Consider the following 19,393-nt stretch of genomic DNA (forward strand, 5'->3'; position numbering starts at 1 on the left):
ACCATAATTCATACAATTCTTTCCACCGAACAAAAATAATTCTTCTTTAGAATAACAGTAAAAGGAGGGAATTGCAAATCTGTGGAAGTTAAAAGTCTCAAAAAGGAGCAGAATCCATTGCCAAATAGTACATTCGTATAGTGAGATATACACGACATTTGGGTGCAGACCCTGTTGGTCATAAGCAAATTACTTCTTTACATCCCCATGCTTCCAAGTCACCATCATATATGAGATACTCTAGGTAAAATAGGATAATAGGAAGGTGTCTTTCACGTGGAATTGCATCAAGAATTAACTGAAAATGGTTATCCTGCGCTTGCTGAACTAGTAGTAAATCTACCCGAAAGTAACCATTTTCTTGAGGATCTATCTTTGATTATAAAAAAATATGTTTCTTCAGTAGATAATCTTCCTGACGATATTGATATCTTATGTACGCAGTTAGTGCACGTAACTAGCTTTCAGGAGAAATACAAATCTATATTATTACGTGATTTAGAATTGATATTATCCGAAATGATGAACCCCACAAATGACCCGGCGGAAATCTATATCGATGAAGAGGAAGAAGAAGAGGTTATTGCCCTGTATGTAAAAGCCTTAGAAGGTGACTCGGATTCCCAGCTCGAACTTGGTCATTTTTATAAATCGATTCAGCGTGATGAATGGGCCTTTGACTGGTTGAAAGCAGCAGCCGATGGAGGTAGTGTGGATGCGCTCTACTTACTAGGTAATGATTACTTTGTTGGAAAAGTTGTGGAGCATGATTTGGAAAAAACTTATTTCTATTATAAAGAAGCTGCGGAAAAAGGACATGCGGATGCCTTAAACAATTATGCCGATATGTATTTACGCGGAGAGTATGTGGAGAAAAATGAAGAAAGAGCGCTTGAACTTTTCAAGAAGGCTGCGGATAAAGGCGTACCAGAATCAATGTATACGCTAGGTTATATGTATGAAAATGGCGTTGGGACAGAAGTAGACATGGTAGAATCCAAACGATGGTTTACAGAGTCCGCCCTTCATGGTGATCTGTTTGCAGCAAATCGCCTAGGACATGAGGCAGTCGAAAGTGGCCTGGGGGATGAAGCGATATCCTGGTACAAACTGGCTGCTGATCAGGGTGACCCTTATGGGGATTATAATCTTGGTATGTGTTATGAGAATGGGATCGGAACTCAGGTTAATATGAAAAAGGCAAAATATTGGTATCAAAAGGCTGCTTTAAAAGGTGATGAACAGGCAAAGCAGAGGCTGAAAGAGTTATAGGGGGTAAAGCCTTTGTGTGGGCAGGTGTCCAAGTAAGGACATAACCTTACCTCACTAATAATTTATTAAATCAAAAGATATTTTATCAAGACGAACACTTCAAATATGACCTCTAAAAGTTATAAGTTTTACATATGACCTCTAAAGGTCATATTGTAATTTCTTCAAAAATTAAACTAAAAAAACTTTTACTCCCAATTATCTTTTAAGTGCTGGTTTATAGCTTCCTTACACCTTTCTATTTCATAAAAGAAAGCGCTAATTTCATTAAATCCTTTTAGAGATAATCTGTTTTTAATAGTATCTAATTAGATGTTGGAAATGGTTGAACATAGTATGGAAAACTTACTTTTACAAAAAAGAAGCTGCGGAAAAAGGACATGCGGATGCCCTAAACAATTATGCGGATATGTATTTGCGCGGGGAGTATGTGGAGAAAAATGAAGAAAGAGCACTTGAACTTTTCAAGAAAGCTGCTGATAAAGGCGTACCAGAATCAATGTATACGCTAGGCTATATGTATGAAAATGGCGTTGGGACAGAAGTAGACATGGTAGAATCCAAAGTATACCGAGTCCGCCCTTCATATCCTGATTTAGGTGATATGGTTATCCTTAAAGAGGACAAGTTAGACAGATTGCCTCAATTACTAACAATAAACAAAAGAAAAGTAAACGGGGGAGTATAATGAAGATAGAAAATCAGCCTTTACATGCAAAACCTGAACAGAAAAAAAATCAAATCCTCTCTGTTGCTATAGCTTTCTTTGTAATTAGTTTATTCATAACGATAGTTAACCTACAGTCATTCTCCATAGTACCTTTATGGCTAAATATATCCTTTGTTATCCTACTAATCGGTTCTATTGGACATTTTGGTTATGGATTATTTATTTCAAAGAAGTTGGGGAATTGGAATAAAATAGGATATTTTATTCTTGTTTACCTTATGCTTATAAGTATTCAACTGCTCTTAACATCAAATACAATGTACATCGTTGGGGTTGAGGACGGGCAAATCAATGAAGAGGTAAACTATTTAACATTGACGTTACTTCTGTATATCGCTGTTTTTATTATTTTATGCTTTTGTTCCTTTATTATTTCTTCACCACAATGGAGACAGGTGAGCAGTGGGAAAGCATATGTAATGGGTTCGATTATAGCTATCGGAATAATTGTTCTTATAATGACAGGCTTAGTTCTGTACAGAGAGTCAGCCTTTATCAATCCAGATTCTGTTAAGAGTGCCTATCAGTTCTTCTTAGGGGCAGTTTTAGCTCTCTTTCCAGCTACAGAATTAGGTGTCAGTATGACGCGTGCTAAACTAGGAGGTTCTAAGCGATGAAACAATACTTACCAATAAAGAATTATGATATATGGAAGGCAACAAAAGGAATTAAAATCAGATAAGGTTTGGGACTACATTGCATGCTTGTATCCTGAAAGAAATCTAAGTGAGGAATATATGTATTTATTTAATCATGACCAAATTGAGAAGGTCTATTTTATAGGCTTCCAAGATGATGGAGAAATAATGTTTGTGGAGGATACACTTAAGTTAAAGATGTCATAAGGAATTGAAAACAACATTCGACATTTGGATCAGACCCCATGACAAAAAGCACATAAGTTCACGAATAAGTGATTTCAGTTTCTGCGAAAAATGGAGAGGAATTACTATGACAGATTACAACATTCTTGAAGATGATGCGATTATTTACTATGTATATAATTTAAACTGGTTACTTCCGGAAGAAGTGCAAGAGGAATCCATTAGGGTTCTTTCAGAAATATCACCAGATAAGGTGGATTTATTAATTCCTAAGTATGGGAAAGAATGTTGGGCAAATGGGGTGTATATCCTAAATAAAATAGGATATCCCAAGAATAAAAAAGCACTTACAAAATTAGCACAATTATTACAAGATCGAAATTGGCCAGGGGCATTAGAAACTATCGAATTGTTTAGGGGTCTAGGTAAGGAAATAAGTACTCCGTATATTGAAATAGAATGTGAAAAGGCACTGCAATGCAATGATGCTGATTGGCTAGAACACCTTTATTTTGCATGTGATAGTTTGAATTTGACTCAGGAGAATTTTTGTAATAAAGACATCTATATTAAAATGAAACAATTAGCAGATGAACTAGATTAGATTAATAATTTATACTAGGAACAAGGGATCATACCATGTCGAAAGACAAATCGGTAGCTATTGTCTATGATACATGGACACTAGCTAAAGGCTGTTGCCACGGTTGTTTGGATTGCTACTTATATGTACCTACTAGATGGTAATCAGCTTGCTAAAACGAGGCTTTAGGCAACTAGGAAGTTTATACCATTTAGTAATTGGGCTTTCTCATAGTATAATAAAATAAACTTATTGATAAGGTGTTGTTCATTATGAGAAAAAATATGCAAGCTATTATTTGGTTGGTTATAGCAATAGTTTTAGTTGCTATTTGGTTTTTTACAACTAGATGATAATTTGTTCTTCATGATCAAGGGGTCAGATCCTGTTAAAAGATAATATTCGTATTCGTTATCATGGCTAATTTCATTAAATCCTTATAGAGATATCTGTTCTTACTATTATCTAAATAGATGTTGGAAATTGTTGAACAAGTATGGGTAGAAGAAAGAAGTGAAAATTCCTTCAATCAAACCTTAATTGATTATATCGATGAATCTGAGATAGAAAGTTTTAAATAACAAAAAACCTTTGAGAGGATTATTTACTCTCAAAGGTTTTTCTTCTTTAATGTACCATCTCAATTTACTTCTTCTGTTATTGTATCATCTTCATTTATGCTTACAGTGATTATTTCACTAGCGTCAGTTTCCTTAAACATAAAAAATGCTCGTTCCACCTTATCTCCGTTCCATATTATACTCATATCAATACCTAATTCATTCTTCTCTAATCGATCAATATCCTTAGCATTATAATCATATGTGTTGGTCGTTCCAGGCTTTTCAAAATAATTATAGATCCAAATTTCTGTTTTAGCTGTAGAGGTATTTTGGTTATAATAGATGACACCTTCACCAAAAAGTTCTCTTACTTGTTCTTTTGTCATTCCGACTTTCAGGTTCTGTTTGATGGTTTCCACTTTATCCATCACCGCATTTCGATCTATAGCAAATGCTTCTTCTGTGGATGTATGATTGTTTATTACACCCATTTCATTTAAGGTGAAAAGAGATAAGCAGATGGCAAGTGAGAAGATTACCAAGTAACCTACTGCGGCAGTAAACGGCTTTTTACGATTTTCATTTAATCCTCTTTGTTGGAATAGTATATATTCGTTACCCTTTAATAAGGGTTTATCCCCAATAGCTGAATGAACAGCCTGCTTTATTTGTTTATCTGTAGCCATTCCACATCACCCCCAATGTTATTTTCTAATAATTTTCTCGCTCTATTAAGCCTGGTCCGAACGGTTGATGAGTTTAACTTTAAAACTTCACTAATTTCCGTTACCTTTAAATCTTTGTAATAATATAAAATAATGACTTCTCGATATTTAACAGGTAGGGATAAGATCACTTCTCCTAGGTATTTGCTTGTTTCCTTTGACAAAGTAATATCTTCCATGGATTTATTACCGACCATTTGTTTAAAAGAATCAGATATTTGTACACGACGAAAATACCAACTTCTTAGGTAATCTTTACTTTTATTAACCGTAATCCGAAATAACCACGTCTTAAAGGAGGATTGTAGTTTAAATTGACTTACTTTTAAATAAACAGTTACCAATACATCTTGAAAGATATCATCTGTGATGCTGAAGTCTTTTACATAGGTAAATATGAGTCTTTTCATCTCCTCACCATAAAAATGAATAAGATCTTGAATAAGTTGGTCTTTGTCACTAGTTTGAAGCCAGTTATCACTTATGTCTTTTTCTTCTTTCATGCATTCACCTTCTTTATTCTTTAGTGATTAGACGTATCTGATTATCTAAACGTCCCAAAATATAAAAACATATGAAAATTCCTGTATTAACAAGAAAAGATGACTTTCGTTTTTTTTACAATTTTACTATACCAACAATTTGAAAATTAGGTTTGGTGCAGATAGATAATATAAGGGTTTGACCCCCCATGAAAAAAATGCTGGTCATTAGAAAAGTAGAGGCATGGTAATAAAGGATAGATACGTGTAATTCGTATCTATCCTTTTTGTTTTTTCTATTATTTAATGTGGTAAAATTATACTATTATCAAGTTAGAAAAGGAGACGTTCTCACATGCCTGTTTTCAACAAATTAGTCCGAGACCGAATTCCTGAAATAATAGATCAAACAGGGAAAACATATAAAACAAGAAAGCTAGCGCATGAAGAATACATAACAGCGTTACAAAGTAAGCTACAAGAGGAAGCACTGGAATACCTAGAAGCAGATAATGATGTTGAAAGTTTAGAAGAATTAGCAGATATATTGGAAATTTTACATGCATTAGCTAAGACACATGATGCTTCGATAGAAAAAGTGGAAGAAATCCGTAAGCAGAAAGCGGCCGAGCGTGGAGGCTTTGATGAGAAGGTGTTTCTTGTAGAAGTAGATGTCTAATTCAAATGAATAAAAAGATGGTGTATACAGCATGGATACTAAGGAACTAAAGAATAGAGTGGAAAATCTAACAATATGGAAGAAGGGGGACCAACGAGCGCCACACAAACCGTTATTAATCTTATTTGCTTTAGGTCAAATACAAGCAAAGAGTTCAAGGTTTCTTCCATATGAATTAACAAGAATTAAATTAATAGAGTTACTAAGAGAATATGGTCCAATTAGGAAATCATATCATCCGGAAGAACCATTCGTGCGCCTTAGGAATGATGGGATCTGGGAATTAGATAATATCGATATCAATTACAAGAGTCCTAATAATAAGGAACTTCTAAGTAAGCGTATCTCAGGTGGGTTTACCCCGGAAGTCTTTAGCCAACTTTCTTCAAATCCAAGGCTTATACAAGAAATTGCCCAATCTATTTTAGATAATCATTTTCCAGATACGATTCATGAAGATATTCTCGATGCAGTTGGGTTGGACTTTACCTATTACAAAAAGAGAAAACGTGACCCTTATTTTAGAGAAAAAATCTTAAGAGCATATGGATTTAGCTGTGCTATCTGTGGATTCAATGTTCGATTAGCACATGCATTAGTTGGTGTTGAAGCAGCACATATTAAATGGCATCAAGCAGGAGGTCCGGATGAGGAGGAAAATGGTTTAGCTTTATGCTCCCTTCATCATAAGTTGTTTGATAGAGGGGTATTTACTATATCGGATGAAAGAAGAATGATTGTGTCCCAAGATGCCCACGGTACGAGTGGGTTTAAAGAGATGTTACTAGATTTTCATGGTAAAGAAATCCGTCAGCCGATCGAAACATTCTATAAACCTAATCATTCTTATCTGGATTGGCATGTTCGTGAAGTGTTTAGAGGGCCAGAGAGGTATGTCTATTAGAAATATATTATTTTTAACACAGGGGTTTCCCACATTACTTATAGTCATTGGGCATCATGATACTCAAATAAAGAGGTGTAATAAACCTTGGATATAGAAAAAGAATTAATTCTTATAAAAGGTGAAGATAAAACCGAACAAATCCAAAACTGTCATTTTCACAATGGCAAATACACGATTAAATACTATAACAGTCAGAAGGAATACGGATACAATGAAAGCAATATAACTAGACTTACAAATCCAATAAATATCGATGCCAATACTAGTATTGTATATGAGCATGCTAAACCTATTTCTGGTATTAACAGAATATTAGATTTTGGATCTTACATAAAACTTACTTTTAATAACAGATATACAAAAGTCTATCCTAGTTCCACAATTAGCATGGAAAAAACAGCCTTAGCTAACAAATCAGCAAAAAATGTTTTTGATTATTTAAAAACAATAGCTAATCATATTAGCGTTAAACTTGATGGGGATGTGTCCTTTTTAAGTAAACAATATAAAGACCTAACATTAATAAGTCAGCGTAGTGTTTTATCTGCGTATTTAGGAAAAACACCTCTTAAAAAAGAGGGAAGTCAAAAACAACTAATTTTCCCTTTTGGTTTCAATGCCAGCCAAAAGTCAGCCACAGAAAAAGCGATGACAGAACAAGTTAGTATAATCGAAGGACCACCAGGAACTGGTAAAACACAAACGATTCTAAATATCATCGCCAATGCAGTGATAAACAATAAAACCGTTGCAGTCGTTTCCAACAATAACGCTGCAACTAAGAATGTTGTGGAGAAATTAGGAAAGTATGGGCTTGATTTTATAGCTGCCTATTTGGGCAATAAGGAAAACAAGGAAACCTTTTTTGCTGAGCAAAATGGGGCTTATCCAGATATGAAGCAATGGGTATTAGAAGATGAAGCGTATGACGCGATAAAAACCAACCTTAAAGAAGGTCAAAATAAACTAAATGAGATGCTTAAACTACAAAATAAACAAGCTGTTCTCAAACAAGATCTATCACAACTTAAAACGGAACAGGAATATTATGAGAACTATTACGTTGATTCTGGATTCAAACAACTAGAAGTGAAGTCGCTCTTTCGATTGAAAGCAGATAAAGTTTTAAAGATATTAATTGAGTATGAAAAACAAATTCAAAAGGGAAAGTTCAAATTAGGCAATAAAGTGTATAACATGCTTGTTCACGGAATTTATAACTTTAACATATACAAGGAAGCTCCTGAAAGCCTGATTTCCTTTTTACAAAAATATTATTTTGAACTTAAGAGAGAAGAACTGTTAAGTGAAATAGAAGAGTTAACTAAAAAGCTTGAGCACTATCATTTTGAAAGTGCTATGAAAAAATATAGTGACGATTCGATGCGCTTATTTAAAGCAAGCTTAGCCAAGGGATTTGGAAAAGGCGGAGGAAGAAATATATTTACCCCAGACGCCATTTGGAAAAATTTTGATCAGTTTATAAGTGAGTATCCAGTTATATTAAGTACAACCCATTCGTTGCGTAGTTGTGCTGCTAAACATTACTTGTTTGATTATGTATTAATAGATGAAGCATCCCAGGTAGATGTTGTCACAGGTGCTTTAGCGCTATCTTGTGCTAAGAACGCAGTAATAGTTGGAGATGGAAAGCAGCTTCCTAACGTTGTTCCGGAAGAAGTAGGGGAGAAAACGAATAAAATATTCGAGTCTTATCATCTTGATCAGGCTTACAGCTATTCAACACATAGTTTATTATCTTCCATAGAAAGTTTATTTAAGGATCTACCTAAAACCTTGCTGAAGGAACATTATCGCTGCCATCCTAAAATTATCAATTTTTGTAATCAGAAATTTTATAACGATGAGCTTATCGTTTTAACGGATGAACAGGACAATGATAAGTCCTTAATTTTATATAAAACAGCAAAAGGAAATCATGCAAGAGGGACGATTAATCAAAGACAAATAGATGTGATTATTAATGAAGTTATACCTGAACACAAGAAATTAGGTAAGACAGATTCTATTGGTATTATAGCGCCATTCCGACAACAAGCAAATGAATTACAAAAGGTTACCGGTGATACGGATATAGAAGCCGATACGGTTCATAAATACCAGGGGAGAGAGAAGGATATCATTATTCTTTCTACTGTCTCAAACGAAATGAATGCAAATGATTTTGCAGATAACCCTAATCTGATTAATGTAGCTGTTTCGCGTGCTGTGAAAAAACTAATTGTCGTTGTGGCAGATGGTAGTGAGGAATGGCGTGGAACAAACATTGGTGATTTAATCAGATATATCAAATACAATAACTTTGATGTAATAAAAAGTCGGATCTACTCTGTATTTGACCTTCTCTATAGCAGTTATTCTGAGAAATTATTAGAAGTGATGAAAAATAGTAAGCAAGTTTCTGAACATAATTCAGAAAATCTAATGAATATTGTAATGGAAAAAGTATTGAGTGAAGCGCAATTTCAAAACCTTGGCTATGTGCTTCACCAACCATTACGAATGCTGATAAAGGATCCAGATAAACTTACAGATGCTGAATCAAAATACGCGATGAATATATTAACACATACGGATTTTGTTGTTTTTAACAAAATAGATAAAATGCCTGTATTAGTAGTGGAAGTAGATGGACATGCATTCCATGCCAACAATCCGGCACAATTGAAAAGAGATGAAATGAAAGATCGTATATTACAGAAGTATGATATTCCAATTATTAGATTAAAAACAACCGGGAGTCAGGAAGAAAAAGAGTTACGAAATAAGTTAGTAGAAGTGTTAAATTTAAACAAGTGACTTTACTAGATGCGACCCATTTAATAGTTTAAAAAGGAAGTATTCTCTAATTAACAAGAGGATACTTCTATTTTTTTGGCAAATTTATACTACAATTTGTCATTAGCTATTGTTCCACTAATAATTAAGAAGTACTATATAATTAACAGAAAAATGTAAATGAGGGATAAAAGGTGAGTACAACTAGTAAATTCAAGCATATTTCGACAACGATTCTTTCCAAAGAACTTAAGATGGGTACGAAAGAAGTATTTCAAATTTTACTCGCAAACGGATTGATAAATAGAGTAGATGATAATTGGGTATTAACTGATCACGGAAAACAATTGGGTGGAATTATTAAAAAACATCCAAGAGCTGGAGAATATATCGCATGGAGTAGTGAAATAAAGGATCATAAAATGTTTCACACTTCTAATGAATCGCTTTTAAACGCAACAGCACTGAGTAGCCATTTTGGTGTTTCGAAGTTTAAGATGAATCCGATATTGTCAGAGTTAGGCTTTGTAGAGAAAGCAGTCAAAGGTTGGAAAGTAACAAAACTCGGTGAAAATATAGGCGGTAAACAGCTGGAATATGATAAAACTGGCGTTCCATATGTGAATTGGCCTGAAAGTATTTTAGAGAACAAAAGATTAGTAGAAACGATAAATGAGATACTAGGAAATGAACCGGAGCAACCTAACGAGACTGAACAAAGTAACCCAGTGGCATTTCGAGAAAAGTTTGAAGCTAAACATAGGTCAGCGGATGGTCATTACGTCCGTTCAAGAGCGGAAATGTTAATAGATAACTGGCTATACATGTCTGAGATTGTACACGCCTATGAAAGAAAGTTACCGATTGAAGAAGATGTCTATACGGATTTTTATCTACCAGTTGGGAAGGTGTACATAGAATATTGGGGATTAGAAGACGATCCTAAATATGCAGCTAGAAAACAAGAGAAACTAAGAATCTATGAAAAGTATGGGTTTAACTTAATTCAATTACAAGATGCAGACATACAGAACTTGGATGATATTTTACCGAAGAAGTTATTGAAGTTTGGGATACAGGCATATTGAAATGGGAACATACTGTACTATCGAACTTTGCTAATTAGGAGAGTTTGTGTACTTAAAGCAATAAGAGGGTGATTGAATGGATAAAGCTGTGAATCAAGAAGAAAGAGCGTACAGAGCATGGGATGTTCTCATAGAAGCTGCAAGGAACAACGATACAATTACATATGGAGAACTTGGAGATAAGTTAAACGTTCATCATAGAACATGTAGGTATTTTTTAGATCATATTCAAAACTACTGCCTGAATGAAAAATTACCGCCATTAACGATTATCGTGGTTAACCAAAGAGGGGAAGTTGGCCAAGGTTTTACTGCTTGGGATATAAATGATTTGGATGAAGGCATGGCACGAGTATTTGCTTTTAATTGGGATAATCTACACAATCCTTTCCAATATGCAAAAGATGGAAAGGATGAGAATGAACTCGTCAAAGAGCTTTTAAATAAACAAGCAATAAGTAAAGAAATCTACGCAAAAGTAAAGGTGAGAGGGGTTGCGCAATCTATATTCAGGAGGTTATTACTAGAAGCCTATGGAAGTAGATGTGCAGTATGTGGTTCTAAGATCCCTATATTACTAGAAGCAGCACATATTGTCCCATGGTCAAAGTGTAACGATCATGAAAAATTAGATGTGACAAATGGTATTTTGCTATGTAGCAACCATCACAAACTATTTGACGGTGGATTAATTACCATTGACCAAGATTACGTAATCCGGGTTAACTCAACTATTAAATTGAAATCTAATGGTAGAAAGCTTAGACTACCAATTGATAAATCGTTACGTCCTTCGAAGGAGTTCCTTTTGAGAAGAATAGAGCAAGTGTAGTATAGAACAATTGACACCAACAATATGGGTATTTAAAGCAAAAAGTTCTATACAATAATTCAAATAGGTATAATATATTGTGTTAAACTAGGTAAAAATACCTTATTAATCTGAAACGCTAAAGAAAAACAAAAGTGGTGATATCATGGAAAACTTTGTTAGGGACTTAGAAGCATCATTGCAAAAAGGATTTATTGACCATAATTATAATAAATCCAGCAGCTATACGCCGAAACTACTAGTCAATGATAGGGGCAGGAATGTAAATGTACTAGATTCCGTATTGGAGGAACTAGATAAAAGTGAATCGTTTATTTTTTCTGTTGCATTTATTACTGAAAGTGGCCTTGCAACACTTAAATCACATTTACTAGATCTTAGAAAGAAGGGTGTTAAGGGAAGGATTTTAACTTCAACATTTTTACAGTTTAACACGCCTAAGGTTTTTAGAGAGTTGTTAAAGATTAAAAATGTGGAAGTTAGGCTAACAGATTTAGAAGGTTTTCATTCAAAAGGTTACATATTTACTAATAAAGATCAACATTCCTTAATAGTTGGTAGTTCGAATTTAACTGCACAGGCACTTAAGGTTAACTATGAATGGAATGTAAAGCTAACCTCACATGAAAACGGTGAGATTGTTCATCACTTTAAGAATCAGTTTGAGGAAGTTTGGCAAGACGCTAAACCATTAAACGAGGCTTGGATTGAAAACTATGAAAAAATCTATAAAGAGGATGTAGCTAATAGAGAACTTGATAGAGTAATTGAATTACCTAATCAGTACCAAGTTAATTCCATTGAAAATGCTTTGAAGATAGAACCTAACAAAATGCAACAAGCTGCTTTACAGCAAATACAGGCTGTAAGAGAAGCTGGTCATGATAAAGGGCTAGTTATATCTGCAACTGGTACTGGTAAAACCTATTTATCTGCATTTGATGTAAGAAGGTTCCAACCTAAACGTATGTTGTTTGTTGTACATAGAGAGCAAATTTTAAATAAAGCAATGTCGGATTATCAAAGAATCCTTGGAGGTTTAGATAAGGATTTTGGTGTCCTGTCGGGAACAAATAAGGAGACGGAAGCTAAGTATCTCTTTGCAACCATTCAGACTATTTCAAAACCTGAAAATTTACATCTGTTTAATCCAGAGGAATTTGAATATATCTTAATAGATGAGGTTCATAAGGCTGGAGCAGCTTCGTACCATAGAGTGATAAATTACTTTACTCCAAAGTTCTTTATGGGGATGACAGCTACCCCAGAGCGTACGGATGATTTTAATATATATGAATTGTTTGATTATAATATTGCTTACGAGATACGACTACAAGAAGCACTCGAAGAAGACATGTTATGCCCATTTCATTATTTTGGTGTAACTGATTTCGAATATAATGGCGAAACGATAGATGATGCAACCATCCTTTCTAAATTAGTTACTGACGAACGTGTTAATCATATGATAGATAAAATAAACTATTATGGATTTTCTGGAGATACAGTTAAAGGACTTATTTTTTGTGGCAGAAAAGATGAAGCAAAACAACTATCTGTTGCACTAAATGAAAGAGGTCTAAGAACGGTTGCATTGGTTGGCGATAATTCCCAAGAAGAAAGAGCCTTACGAGTTGATGAACTTGAAAATGGTAAATTAGATTATATATTAACTGTAGATATATTTAATGAGGGGATTGATATACCAAGTGTTAATCAAGTAGTTATGCTTAGACAAACTAAATCAAGTATTATTTTTATTCAACAACTTGGACGCGGTTTGCGTAAGCATGATTCGAAAGACTTTGTGACTATTATAGATTTTATAGGCAATTATAATAATAATTATTTAATTCCAATAGCATTATCAGGTGATAAATCACAAAATAAAGATAATATACGAAGACATACCAAGGATACAAGCTATATTAAAGGTGTCTCAACCGTTAACTTTGAAGAAATTGCAAAGAAGAGAATATTTAGTGCTATAGATAAAAGTAATTTAACCACTCTAAAGTTGTTAAAGGAAGCTTATGTTGAATTGAAGAATAGGATTGGGAGAGTACCATATCTGTATGATTTTGTTATCAACAATTCTATTGATCCTGTAGTTATTACGGATAAGTATTTCAATTATTATAAGTTTTTGGTCAAGATGAACGAAGATATAGCTCCATTAACAGTTTATGAAGAAAAAGTGCTATCAATGTTGTCCCTAGAAATTTTAAATGGGAAAAGGAAAAATGAAATAGTTTTGCTAGAAATGTTATTAAACAATGATACAGTTCATTTTGACAGTTATAAAGAACAGCTAATTAAGCAGAATTGTCAAATAGATAATGATACTTTAGCGTGTGTAGAGCGGATTTTTGATTTGTCATTCTTTACTGTAACGGATAAAAAGAAATATGGAGAAGTACCAATAATTGAAAGAAATAGTGAAGATTATTTTTCATTTAATGAATCTATTCAGGAAAGGTTAAGAATATATTCATTTTTCAAGCATTTAGTGACCGATATTGTTAAAACTGCTTCTAAAAAGAATGCTTCCTTTTTTCCTGACAGGCCACTTACTTTATATGAGAAATATTCAAGGAAAGATGTCTGTAGGCTTTTAAATTGGAATGGGGATGAAAAGGGAACAATGTTCGGCTATCAAGTTAGATATGGTACTTGTCCAATATTTATCACATATCATAAGGATGATGATGTTGAATCTAGTCAAAATTATGAGGATGAGTTTCTTAACCAAGAAGTTGTAAGATGGTTTACTAGAAGTAGAAAAACGATTGATTCAGATGAAGTTGTTAAGATTGTCAATCATGATCAGTATAATATTGCGATTCACATATTTGTTAAGAAGGATGATGATGAAGGAAATGACTTCTATTACCTAGGAGAGGCCTATCCAGAGAAAGAAAGTGTAAAACAGACCAGCATAAAAATTGAAGATCAAAAAGAGCTGCCAATTGTTCAAATGAACTTGGTGCTTGAGCGTCCTATGGATTCCAAGCTATATAATTATATAAAAAATGGTACAGTTACCGAATAAAAGAAAATGAGGTTGGGACAGGAGTGCCAGCCTCATTTTCTTTTATTAAATGTTCAACTGCATAAGTGTCAGGTGAAGCCCATTATTGCATATTTTCGTCTTAATTATTTGGTACCTTTGTTAAAGAAATCAAAGAAGAACTGACAATTGAAACACTGAAACTTAATTTACACATTGTTTCTTCATTCTCGATAATATCTGCAACTACATTTTTTCGTTAATTAATTGTTCAACAGCTGGGATATCAGCTGGAGCCCATTTCAAGGAATTAAGATTTTCTCTTTTTAGCCAGATCAGTTGGGAATGTTCACTTTTAACCGGTGAACCTTCTACCACTTTTGCTTTAATTGCAATCAGGTTAATAATAAAAGTTTCATATTCATGAACATTTTCATTTAATAGTTTACCAGTTTTGATTTTGCATCCCATTTCTTCTTTTATCTCACGAACTAAGGCAGCATGGATATCTTCTCCTTCTTCCACTTTACCACCTGGGAATTCCCACATATTTGGAATAGCCATGTCAGGTGATCTAAGTGCACAAAGGATCTCATTTTTTTCATTTTCTATAATTGCGGCTACTACTTTTACTGTTTTTTTCATACTGGACCTCCTTCATCTTCTCAAATAATAATGATACCACTAAATTAATAAAGCATGGAAGTGGGTATAATAACATAATTAATGTTTGTTAAATGAGTGATTTGATAGAGCAATTGATGTGCAGCACCTAATAAGTATTAATATAAAACCTTTGTACTAATAAAAACATAATTTTGAGAATTCAAATGATATAGTTGGCACTTATTATCTATCAAAACGAAGCTGATGAAACAAATCGATCCTGCGATCCTATCAGAGTCAGGGGAGGCGCTCGATTTTGCCGAACAAGTTGCTGAGTTTATCGTCCATCAGGGGATGGAAGTTGGTGCGGTATTAACAGAAGCTCTGTTTGCGTTCAATATGGCAAAGAAATGCAAGGTGATGCTTTTAACGAGCTAGGTGAAAACCTTAGAACAGGAAAAAATTACAGAGCTACTAAAAGTGCTAGGTACACCTTATGCTAGCATCACGGAAGGTGGAAAAAGACCAGCCATTTTCAAAAACGATCTGAATCAGGCACTACTAAGTGAGTTGGATAGAAAGGACTACATCTCACAGTTTAAACCAGAAGGGAAAAGACTTAGAGTGATTAAGTATACGAGGTAAGAAGGAGAGGTAGGGCTCCTTTTTATCTGTCACATGGATATCCTTAATTAGTAGTGCTTATGCTGAACAATTATTTAAGATTGGAGCTGGTTGGAATGAATAATAAACAGGTCGAGAATCTTATATATCAATATCATTGGAGAAGTAAAGAAGTAGATTGGTTAACAAGTATTTTATTTGGTAGATATAGCCCTGTTCCATCATTTGGATTGGTTCAACAGTTAGGAATAGAAGCTAGGAAGCCAAAGAAAAACGTCTGTATAATAGATATATAGAATACCTAGATCTAGTCAACAATGTAGAAATGTCTGCTGATTATATTGAAGGAGAACAATTATTAATAGTTTTAGATTGTATGATGGAAGACATGCGCTATTGTTCAATAGCAGACCTTCTGGGAGTAAAAAGAAATAAGGTAAGAAAAGCTATGGAAAATGATTTGTTATGCCAAATATGCCAGTTCTTACTCATTTGATTGACGAAAAAGTTGATGTGTAAAATGTGGGTAGGATGGCTAGGCAGAATATCCACTAGCCAAGATACGTTACGGAAGGCACCCTTTCGGGTGTCTTTTCTGTAGTATAATGTTTTCATGGAAAGAAGGTGAAGACATGAATCAGGAGATAGCTTTATTTGAATGGTCTCAAATATGGGAGGTAGCTGGCCCATTTATTATCATGGGTATAGCAGCATTAATTATAGGTATTATTTTTTTGATAATTATATCTGCGATGCCTAAAGGTTTAATGAAAGAGTTAGTAAGGATTCTAGCTATTCTAAGTGTAATTGGAGGGTCACTTCTAGCGCTTTATATAGCATCACAGATATGGGGTCAGAAATAAAGGTGAATACTTCCTTTTTTGTCGAATGATATTATTAAAAAGGAGGCAGGCTGTATTATGAGTGAAATGACTTACGACACATTTAAAAGTAAGATTTTGCAAATTGAAATGGAAAAAGGAATAGATGAAAGATAAATTAGCAATTTTCTTGAAACCTTCAAAGGGTTGGGACTTACGGATGGTATTAAATACTTTTATCCTAAAGGCCTATTTGTAGAAAATAAACCGTTGGAATTATTCTTTTTCTACAACGATAAGGTTTTTGTAGTGAGGTTCTTTAAGGATGATAAGACGTATCAAATAAAGACGATTAGGTACAATCAGATACCTGAAATTATTTTTAATGCTAATAATTCTTCGTTTAGGGAATTGAGATTAAAAGGTGATGTATTAGAAGAAAGACCTATCATACTACAATCTTTGAATGATACAAACGATGCTTGGAAAAATGAATTTGCAAGAAAGATTGAAAATATATATTCTCTTTTAAGCTAAGCCCTGTAGGGTGTGTTTCTTTTTTGAAGGAAATTACTTCTTTTTTAATCAGGAACTAACAGAAATTACGGAGAAATTAAAAAATTGGTATGAAGAGAGTGTCCTACAACAATATCGCTTAGGAACCGCTTAAAAGCGGGTATCCTTTTGTTTTATATAAATAAAGAAATTACAATAGGTAGTTAGAATAAAAAATAAGAGTTACACGTATTTTGATAATCTAAAATAGGGTGCGAGGGCAAATGAATAAAAAATACAATCGTGAAACGGAGTTAAAACAAAGATTTAACGAGTTTATTAAAACTAAAGTAACAGGTGAAAATAAAGACTACTATTCTAAGCTATCAGTTGAAGACTTTTTAGATATAAAAACCACATTAAGTGATATCAACAACATTATTACTTATAAGACGACAATCCGTTTCATGGATTGGTTACGAGAGCACTTTTCATATGTAGATGCTAATTATCAGTTCTATATGAATGAGGTATTAGGAACAAAGCCAAGTGTTAATGGGTAGGATATCATGATAACGGGTGATGTAAATGTCTTATCGGAGATTAAATGTAACAAGCCAATTAACAATGGGTATAAGTTTGGCTCTGCACAGAGGAATGGGATTATTAAGGATATTCAGGGTTTGCTAGAAGGTAAGTCGAAGGTAAACTTTGACCCGAAAGAGGCGTATAAATTCCTAGTAATCTATGATTTTGGTGAACACACAATAAAAGCTATAGAACACTTAATCAAGAACATTCCCTCTGATTACAGGGGAAAAGTTGAGTTATATGCAGACCAAACTCAGTTGACGTTGGACAAGGTATATGTAGTGTTTATCAAGTAAAGTTTTTGGATGGGTAAATATGGATTTAAACCTCTACTATCGACCATAATTATTTCAACAGCAGCTCTGGTAGCAATAATCGGAGGATTCCTAGAAAGTCGAATAATTTCTACTTCTAGTGATCAGAACGGTATTAAACGTAAGATAAGGGAAATCAATAATGAACTAGTTGCTAAACGTGGAAAATAGTAAGAGGGAATAGCAGATTACTTATTTGAGGATGATCTAGGTGATTTCGTGGCAAAGAAGAATATTAAGTGGATATTTAATGGTCTATCTTTAGATGAAATCATTGAAGAAGCTGACTTATACGTTAAAAACAAGAACATTGTGGCTAGTTTCGGTGAGGACTTTGATGTAAATGACCATTTTTAAGTAGGAACTAAAACAGATTATAGCAAGTCGGATTTAATTCAAATGAACTAGAGATCATCAATTGAAATGGATATGAATTAAGACGTGCCTATGTTTATCGCGAGTAACGTAAAGTGATTTTTTCGAGTTTGTTCCTGTGTGTTTGTTCCACTACCAAGGTTACGCATGGTTCTGATTCAGGGGGTAACCATCCCTAATTGTGAATACATGTCATCACCCGTAGTAAACAGTGTTTGATTATTAAGATTTTATACTTTTCATAGCTAACCAAATGAAAAATTTAACCTTTCTTTCCTAACAGGGGGAGGTTTTTTTATGTTTACAATGAAAGTGAACAGAAAAATAATGCCTCTGTTCATAGAATAGTCTAGACAAGTTTTTTTGTTTACATATTATTTATAACAACAAATGATTCTGTCCTCAACTCATGTACATAATTATATATTTGTCTTTCGACAGGGTCTGACCCAATGTTCCCAAATAAAAATAAATAGACCTCCAAAAGCTCCAGAGGTCAAATAAGCAGTTATAATCTATTTTTAGTTTTTTCAGTGGAATGCAATTAATAGTTCACAGTAAATATCATTCTAAATGTCCTAAATTTGTTTTACTAGTATTAACACCCTCCTGCAAAACACCGCCATATTTCTTATCGTATGTGTAAAAATATGTTACTTCTGGTTCATCATTAAAAATAACTCTTGCTTCATATCCAGTTTTAGACCTGAATCCCTCAATTTTTTTTATTTCTTCTTTATTATAACCTTGTTCATGTAAATAGGATGAAACATCTTTTCTGATTTCGTCTTTATTATGGGAGTGGAACATTATTATAACCGTAAACATTACAATACTAAGAATTAGAATTACTAAAGATATTCGTTTCCCCATTAGAACCTCCTCTAAATATTATCCTCATAGATTACTTGTTATTATAGCCTTTGGGAACCAATAGGTTAATTAATTCTCACTATTTTTTACTATAAGATGACCCGGCTAATGCTTGCGGTGTAATATATTCCTTTGGTGGAAAAGCAGTACCTACCGTAACAACGCCACCAAGACGAACTTTAGCTCCCTTAGCATACGCA

Annotated in this window: 24 protein-coding genes; 20 read left to right on the top strand and 4 right to left on the bottom strand. The window is 33.8% G+C overall.

Annotated features, from left to right (window positions below; translation table 11 throughout):
• The first annotated feature begins 276 nt into the window (after positions 1–276).
• From H7K77_RS17585 to H7K77_RS17605, 5 genes are all read left to right on the top strand, one after another.
• Positions 277–1,272 carry a tetratricopeptide repeat protein gene (locus H7K77_RS17585; RefSeq protein ID WP_186579737.1) on the top strand — a complete coding sequence of 332 codons (996 nt, stop codon included), beginning with the start codon at positions 277–279 and terminating at the stop codon, positions 1,270–1,272.
• Between the two features lie 325 nt (positions 1,273–1,597).
• Positions 1,598–1,960, top strand: coding sequence for a tetratricopeptide repeat protein (locus H7K77_RS17590; RefSeq protein WP_235988986.1), 363 nt, complete (start codon positions 1,598–1,600; stop codon positions 1,958–1,960).
• Positions 1,960–2,619, top strand: a complete 660-nt coding sequence (locus H7K77_RS17595) for a hypothetical protein (RefSeq protein ID WP_186579739.1) — start codon at positions 1,960–1,962, stop codon at positions 2,617–2,619. Before H7K77_RS17590 ends, H7K77_RS17595 begins: the two co-directional genes overlap by 1 nt.
• Positions 2,620–2,643: 24 nt before the next feature.
• Positions 2,644–2,847 (top strand): DUF4176 domain-containing protein, encoded by a 204-nt coding sequence (locus tag H7K77_RS17600; RefSeq protein WP_186579741.1) that lies wholly within the window; start codon positions 2,644–2,646, stop codon positions 2,845–2,847.
• Between the two features lie 106 nt (positions 2,848–2,953).
• Complete coding sequence (locus tag H7K77_RS17605; protein WP_186579743.1) at positions 2,954–3,430, top strand: hypothetical protein; 477 nt, start codon at positions 2,954–2,956, stop codon at positions 3,428–3,430.
• A 619-nt stretch (positions 3,431–4,049) separates the two neighbouring features.
• On the opposite strand, the gene H7K77_RS17610 is transcribed toward H7K77_RS17605, so the two are convergent.
• Entirely contained in the window at positions 4,050–4,658 is a 609-nt protein-coding gene (locus tag H7K77_RS17610) for a hypothetical protein (protein WP_186579745.1), read from the bottom strand.
• Positions 4,637–5,200: a sigma-70 family RNA polymerase sigma factor gene (locus tag H7K77_RS17615; RefSeq protein ID WP_186579747.1), complete on the bottom strand. Its 564-nt coding sequence runs from the start codon at positions 5,198–5,200 to the stop codon at positions 4,637–4,639. The genes H7K77_RS17610 and H7K77_RS17615 overlap by 22 nt, the downstream gene beginning before the upstream one ends.
• 334 nt (positions 5,201–5,534) lie before the next feature.
• Between H7K77_RS17615 and H7K77_RS17620 the strand changes: the two genes are divergently transcribed.
• From H7K77_RS17620 to H7K77_RS17645, 6 genes are all read left to right on the top strand, one after another.
• A complete protein-coding gene (locus H7K77_RS17620; protein ID WP_186579749.1) occupies positions 5,535–5,858 on the top strand; it encodes a nucleoside triphosphate pyrophosphohydrolase in 324 nt (107 codons plus the stop codon).
• 31 nt (positions 5,859–5,889) lie between these two features.
• A complete protein-coding gene (locus H7K77_RS17625; protein ID WP_186579751.1) occupies positions 5,890–6,762 on the top strand; it encodes a phosphorothioated DNA-binding restriction endonuclease in 873 nt (290 codons plus the stop codon).
• An 87-nt stretch (positions 6,763–6,849) separates the two neighbouring features.
• Positions 6,850–9,585 carry an AAA domain-containing protein gene (locus tag H7K77_RS17630; protein ID WP_186579753.1) on the top strand — a complete coding sequence of 912 codons (2,736 nt, stop codon included), beginning with the start codon at positions 6,850–6,852 and terminating at the stop codon, positions 9,583–9,585.
• A 173-nt stretch (positions 9,586–9,758) separates the two neighbouring features.
• Entirely contained in the window at positions 9,759–10,652 is an 894-nt protein-coding gene (locus H7K77_RS17635; protein WP_328701157.1) for a glycerol kinase, read from the top strand.
• Between the two features lie 76 nt (positions 10,653–10,728).
• The gene (locus H7K77_RS17640; protein WP_186579755.1) at positions 10,729–11,484 is read left to right on the top strand and encodes an HNH endonuclease; all 756 of its coding nucleotides are present in this window, start codon (positions 10,729–10,731) and stop codon (positions 11,482–11,484) included.
• A gap of 145 nt (positions 11,485–11,629) precedes the next feature.
• Positions 11,630–14,536 carry a DUF3427 domain-containing protein gene (locus tag H7K77_RS17645; protein ID WP_186579757.1) on the top strand — a complete coding sequence of 969 codons (2,907 nt, stop codon included), beginning with the start codon at positions 11,630–11,632 and terminating at the stop codon, positions 14,534–14,536.
• A 204-nt stretch (positions 14,537–14,740) separates the two neighbouring features.
• On the opposite strand, the gene H7K77_RS17650 is transcribed toward H7K77_RS17645, so the two are convergent.
• Positions 14,741–15,139, bottom strand: a complete 399-nt coding sequence (locus H7K77_RS17650; RefSeq protein ID WP_186579759.1) for a (deoxy)nucleoside triphosphate pyrophosphohydrolase — start codon at positions 15,137–15,139, stop codon at positions 14,741–14,743.
• 225 nt (positions 15,140–15,364) lie between these two features.
• Here H7K77_RS17650 and H7K77_RS17655 point away from each other — a divergent pair, with 225 nt between their 5' ends.
• From H7K77_RS17655 to H7K77_RS17690, 9 genes are all read left to right on the top strand, one after another.
• On the top strand, positions 15,365–15,538 hold the full coding sequence (locus tag H7K77_RS17655; protein WP_186579761.1) for a hypothetical protein: 174 nt from the start codon (positions 15,365–15,367) through the stop codon (positions 15,536–15,538).
• The gene (locus H7K77_RS21080) at positions 15,539–15,745 is read left to right on the top strand and encodes a hypothetical protein (RefSeq protein WP_222599435.1); all 207 of its coding nucleotides are present in this window, start codon (positions 15,539–15,541) and stop codon (positions 15,743–15,745) included.
• Between the two features lie 95 nt (positions 15,746–15,840).
• On the top strand, positions 15,841–16,020 hold the full coding sequence (locus H7K77_RS17660) for a hypothetical protein (protein ID WP_186579763.1): 180 nt from the start codon (positions 15,841–15,843) through the stop codon (positions 16,018–16,020).
• 336 nt (positions 16,021–16,356) lie between these two features.
• Positions 16,357–16,587: a hypothetical protein gene (locus tag H7K77_RS17665; protein WP_186579765.1), complete on the top strand. Its 231-nt coding sequence runs from the start codon at positions 16,357–16,359 to the stop codon at positions 16,585–16,587.
• Positions 16,588–16,752: 165 nt separating this feature from the next.
• A complete protein-coding gene (locus tag H7K77_RS17670) occupies positions 16,753–17,082 on the top strand; it encodes a DUF3908 family protein (protein WP_186579767.1) in 330 nt (109 codons plus the stop codon).
• 242 nt (positions 17,083–17,324) lie between these two features.
• Positions 17,325–17,603 carry a hypothetical protein gene (locus tag H7K77_RS17675; protein WP_186579769.1) on the top strand — a complete coding sequence of 93 codons (279 nt, stop codon included), beginning with the start codon at positions 17,325–17,327 and terminating at the stop codon, positions 17,601–17,603.
• Positions 17,604–17,609: 6 nt separating this feature from the next.
• Positions 17,610–17,927, top strand: a complete 318-nt coding sequence (locus H7K77_RS17680) for a hypothetical protein (RefSeq protein WP_186579771.1) — start codon at positions 17,610–17,612, stop codon at positions 17,925–17,927.
• Between the two features lie 9 nt (positions 17,928–17,936).
• A complete protein-coding gene (locus H7K77_RS17685) occupies positions 17,937–18,116 on the top strand; it encodes a hypothetical protein (RefSeq protein ID WP_186579773.1) in 180 nt (59 codons plus the stop codon).
• Between the two features lie 48 nt (positions 18,117–18,164).
• Positions 18,165–18,302 (top strand): hypothetical protein, encoded by a 138-nt coding sequence (locus tag H7K77_RS17690; protein ID WP_186579775.1) that lies wholly within the window; start codon positions 18,165–18,167, stop codon positions 18,300–18,302.
• 582 nt (positions 18,303–18,884) lie between these two features.
• Here H7K77_RS17690 and H7K77_RS17695 read toward each other — a convergent pair.
• The gene (locus H7K77_RS17695; RefSeq protein ID WP_186579777.1) at positions 18,885–19,193 is read right to left on the bottom strand and encodes a DUF3139 domain-containing protein; all 309 of its coding nucleotides are present in this window, start codon (positions 19,191–19,193) and stop codon (positions 18,885–18,887) included.
• Between the last annotated feature and the right edge of the window lie 200 nt (positions 19,194–19,393).

Origin of the sequence: Aquibacillus kalidii, from assembly GCF_014280935.1 — a bacterium.
GTDB lineage: Bacteria > Bacillota > Bacilli > Bacillales > Amphibacillaceae > Aquibacillus_D > Aquibacillus_D kalidii.

Bases quoted from the DNA above. Each gene is read 5' to 3' on its own strand.
- H7K77_RS17595 (WP_186579739.1), top strand. From the start codon at position 1,960: ATGAAGATAGAAAATCAGCCTTTACATGCAAAACCTGAACAGAAAAAA.
- H7K77_RS17600 (WP_186579741.1), top strand. From the start codon at position 2,644: ATGATATATGGAAGGCAACAAAAGGAATTAAAATCAGATAAGGTTTGG.
- H7K77_RS17605 (WP_186579743.1), top strand. From the start codon at position 2,954: ATGACAGATTACAACATTCTTGAAGATGATGCGATTATTTACTATGTA.
- H7K77_RS17610 (WP_186579745.1), bottom strand. From the start codon at position 4,658: ATGGCTACAGATAAACAAATAAAGCAGGCTGTTCATTCAGCTATTGGG.
- H7K77_RS17615 (WP_186579747.1), bottom strand. From the start codon at position 5,200: ATGAAAGAAGAAAAAGACATAAGTGATAACTGGCTTCAAACTAGTGAC.
- H7K77_RS17620 (WP_186579749.1), top strand. From the start codon at position 5,535: ATGCCTGTTTTCAACAAATTAGTCCGAGACCGAATTCCTGAAATAATA.
- H7K77_RS17625 (WP_186579751.1), top strand. From the start codon at position 5,890: ATGGATACTAAGGAACTAAAGAATAGAGTGGAAAATCTAACAATATGG.
- H7K77_RS17640 (WP_186579755.1), top strand. From the start codon at position 10,729: ATGGATAAAGCTGTGAATCAAGAAGAAAGAGCGTACAGAGCATGGGAT.
- H7K77_RS17645 (WP_186579757.1), top strand. From the start codon at position 11,630: ATGGAAAACTTTGTTAGGGACTTAGAAGCATCATTGCAAAAAGGATTT.
- H7K77_RS17650 (WP_186579759.1), bottom strand. From the start codon at position 15,139: ATGAAAAAAACAGTAAAAGTAGTAGCCGCAATTATAGAAAATGAAAAA.
- H7K77_RS17655 (WP_186579761.1), top strand. From the start codon at position 15,365: ATGAAACAAATCGATCCTGCGATCCTATCAGAGTCAGGGGAGGCGCTC.
- H7K77_RS17660 (WP_186579763.1), top strand. From the start codon at position 15,841: ATGAATAATAAACAGGTCGAGAATCTTATATATCAATATCATTGGAGA.
- H7K77_RS17665 (WP_186579765.1), top strand. From the start codon at position 16,357: ATGAATCAGGAGATAGCTTTATTTGAATGGTCTCAAATATGGGAGGTA.
- H7K77_RS17675 (WP_186579769.1), top strand. From the start codon at position 17,325: ATGAATAAAAAATACAATCGTGAAACGGAGTTAAAACAAAGATTTAAC.
- H7K77_RS17680 (WP_186579771.1), top strand. From the start codon at position 17,610: ATGATAACGGGTGATGTAAATGTCTTATCGGAGATTAAATGTAACAAG.
- H7K77_RS17685 (WP_186579773.1), top strand. From the start codon at position 17,937: ATGGGTAAATATGGATTTAAACCTCTACTATCGACCATAATTATTTCA.
- H7K77_RS17695 (WP_186579777.1), bottom strand. From the start codon at position 19,193: ATGGGGAAACGAATATCTTTAGTAATTCTAATTCTTAGTATTGTAATG.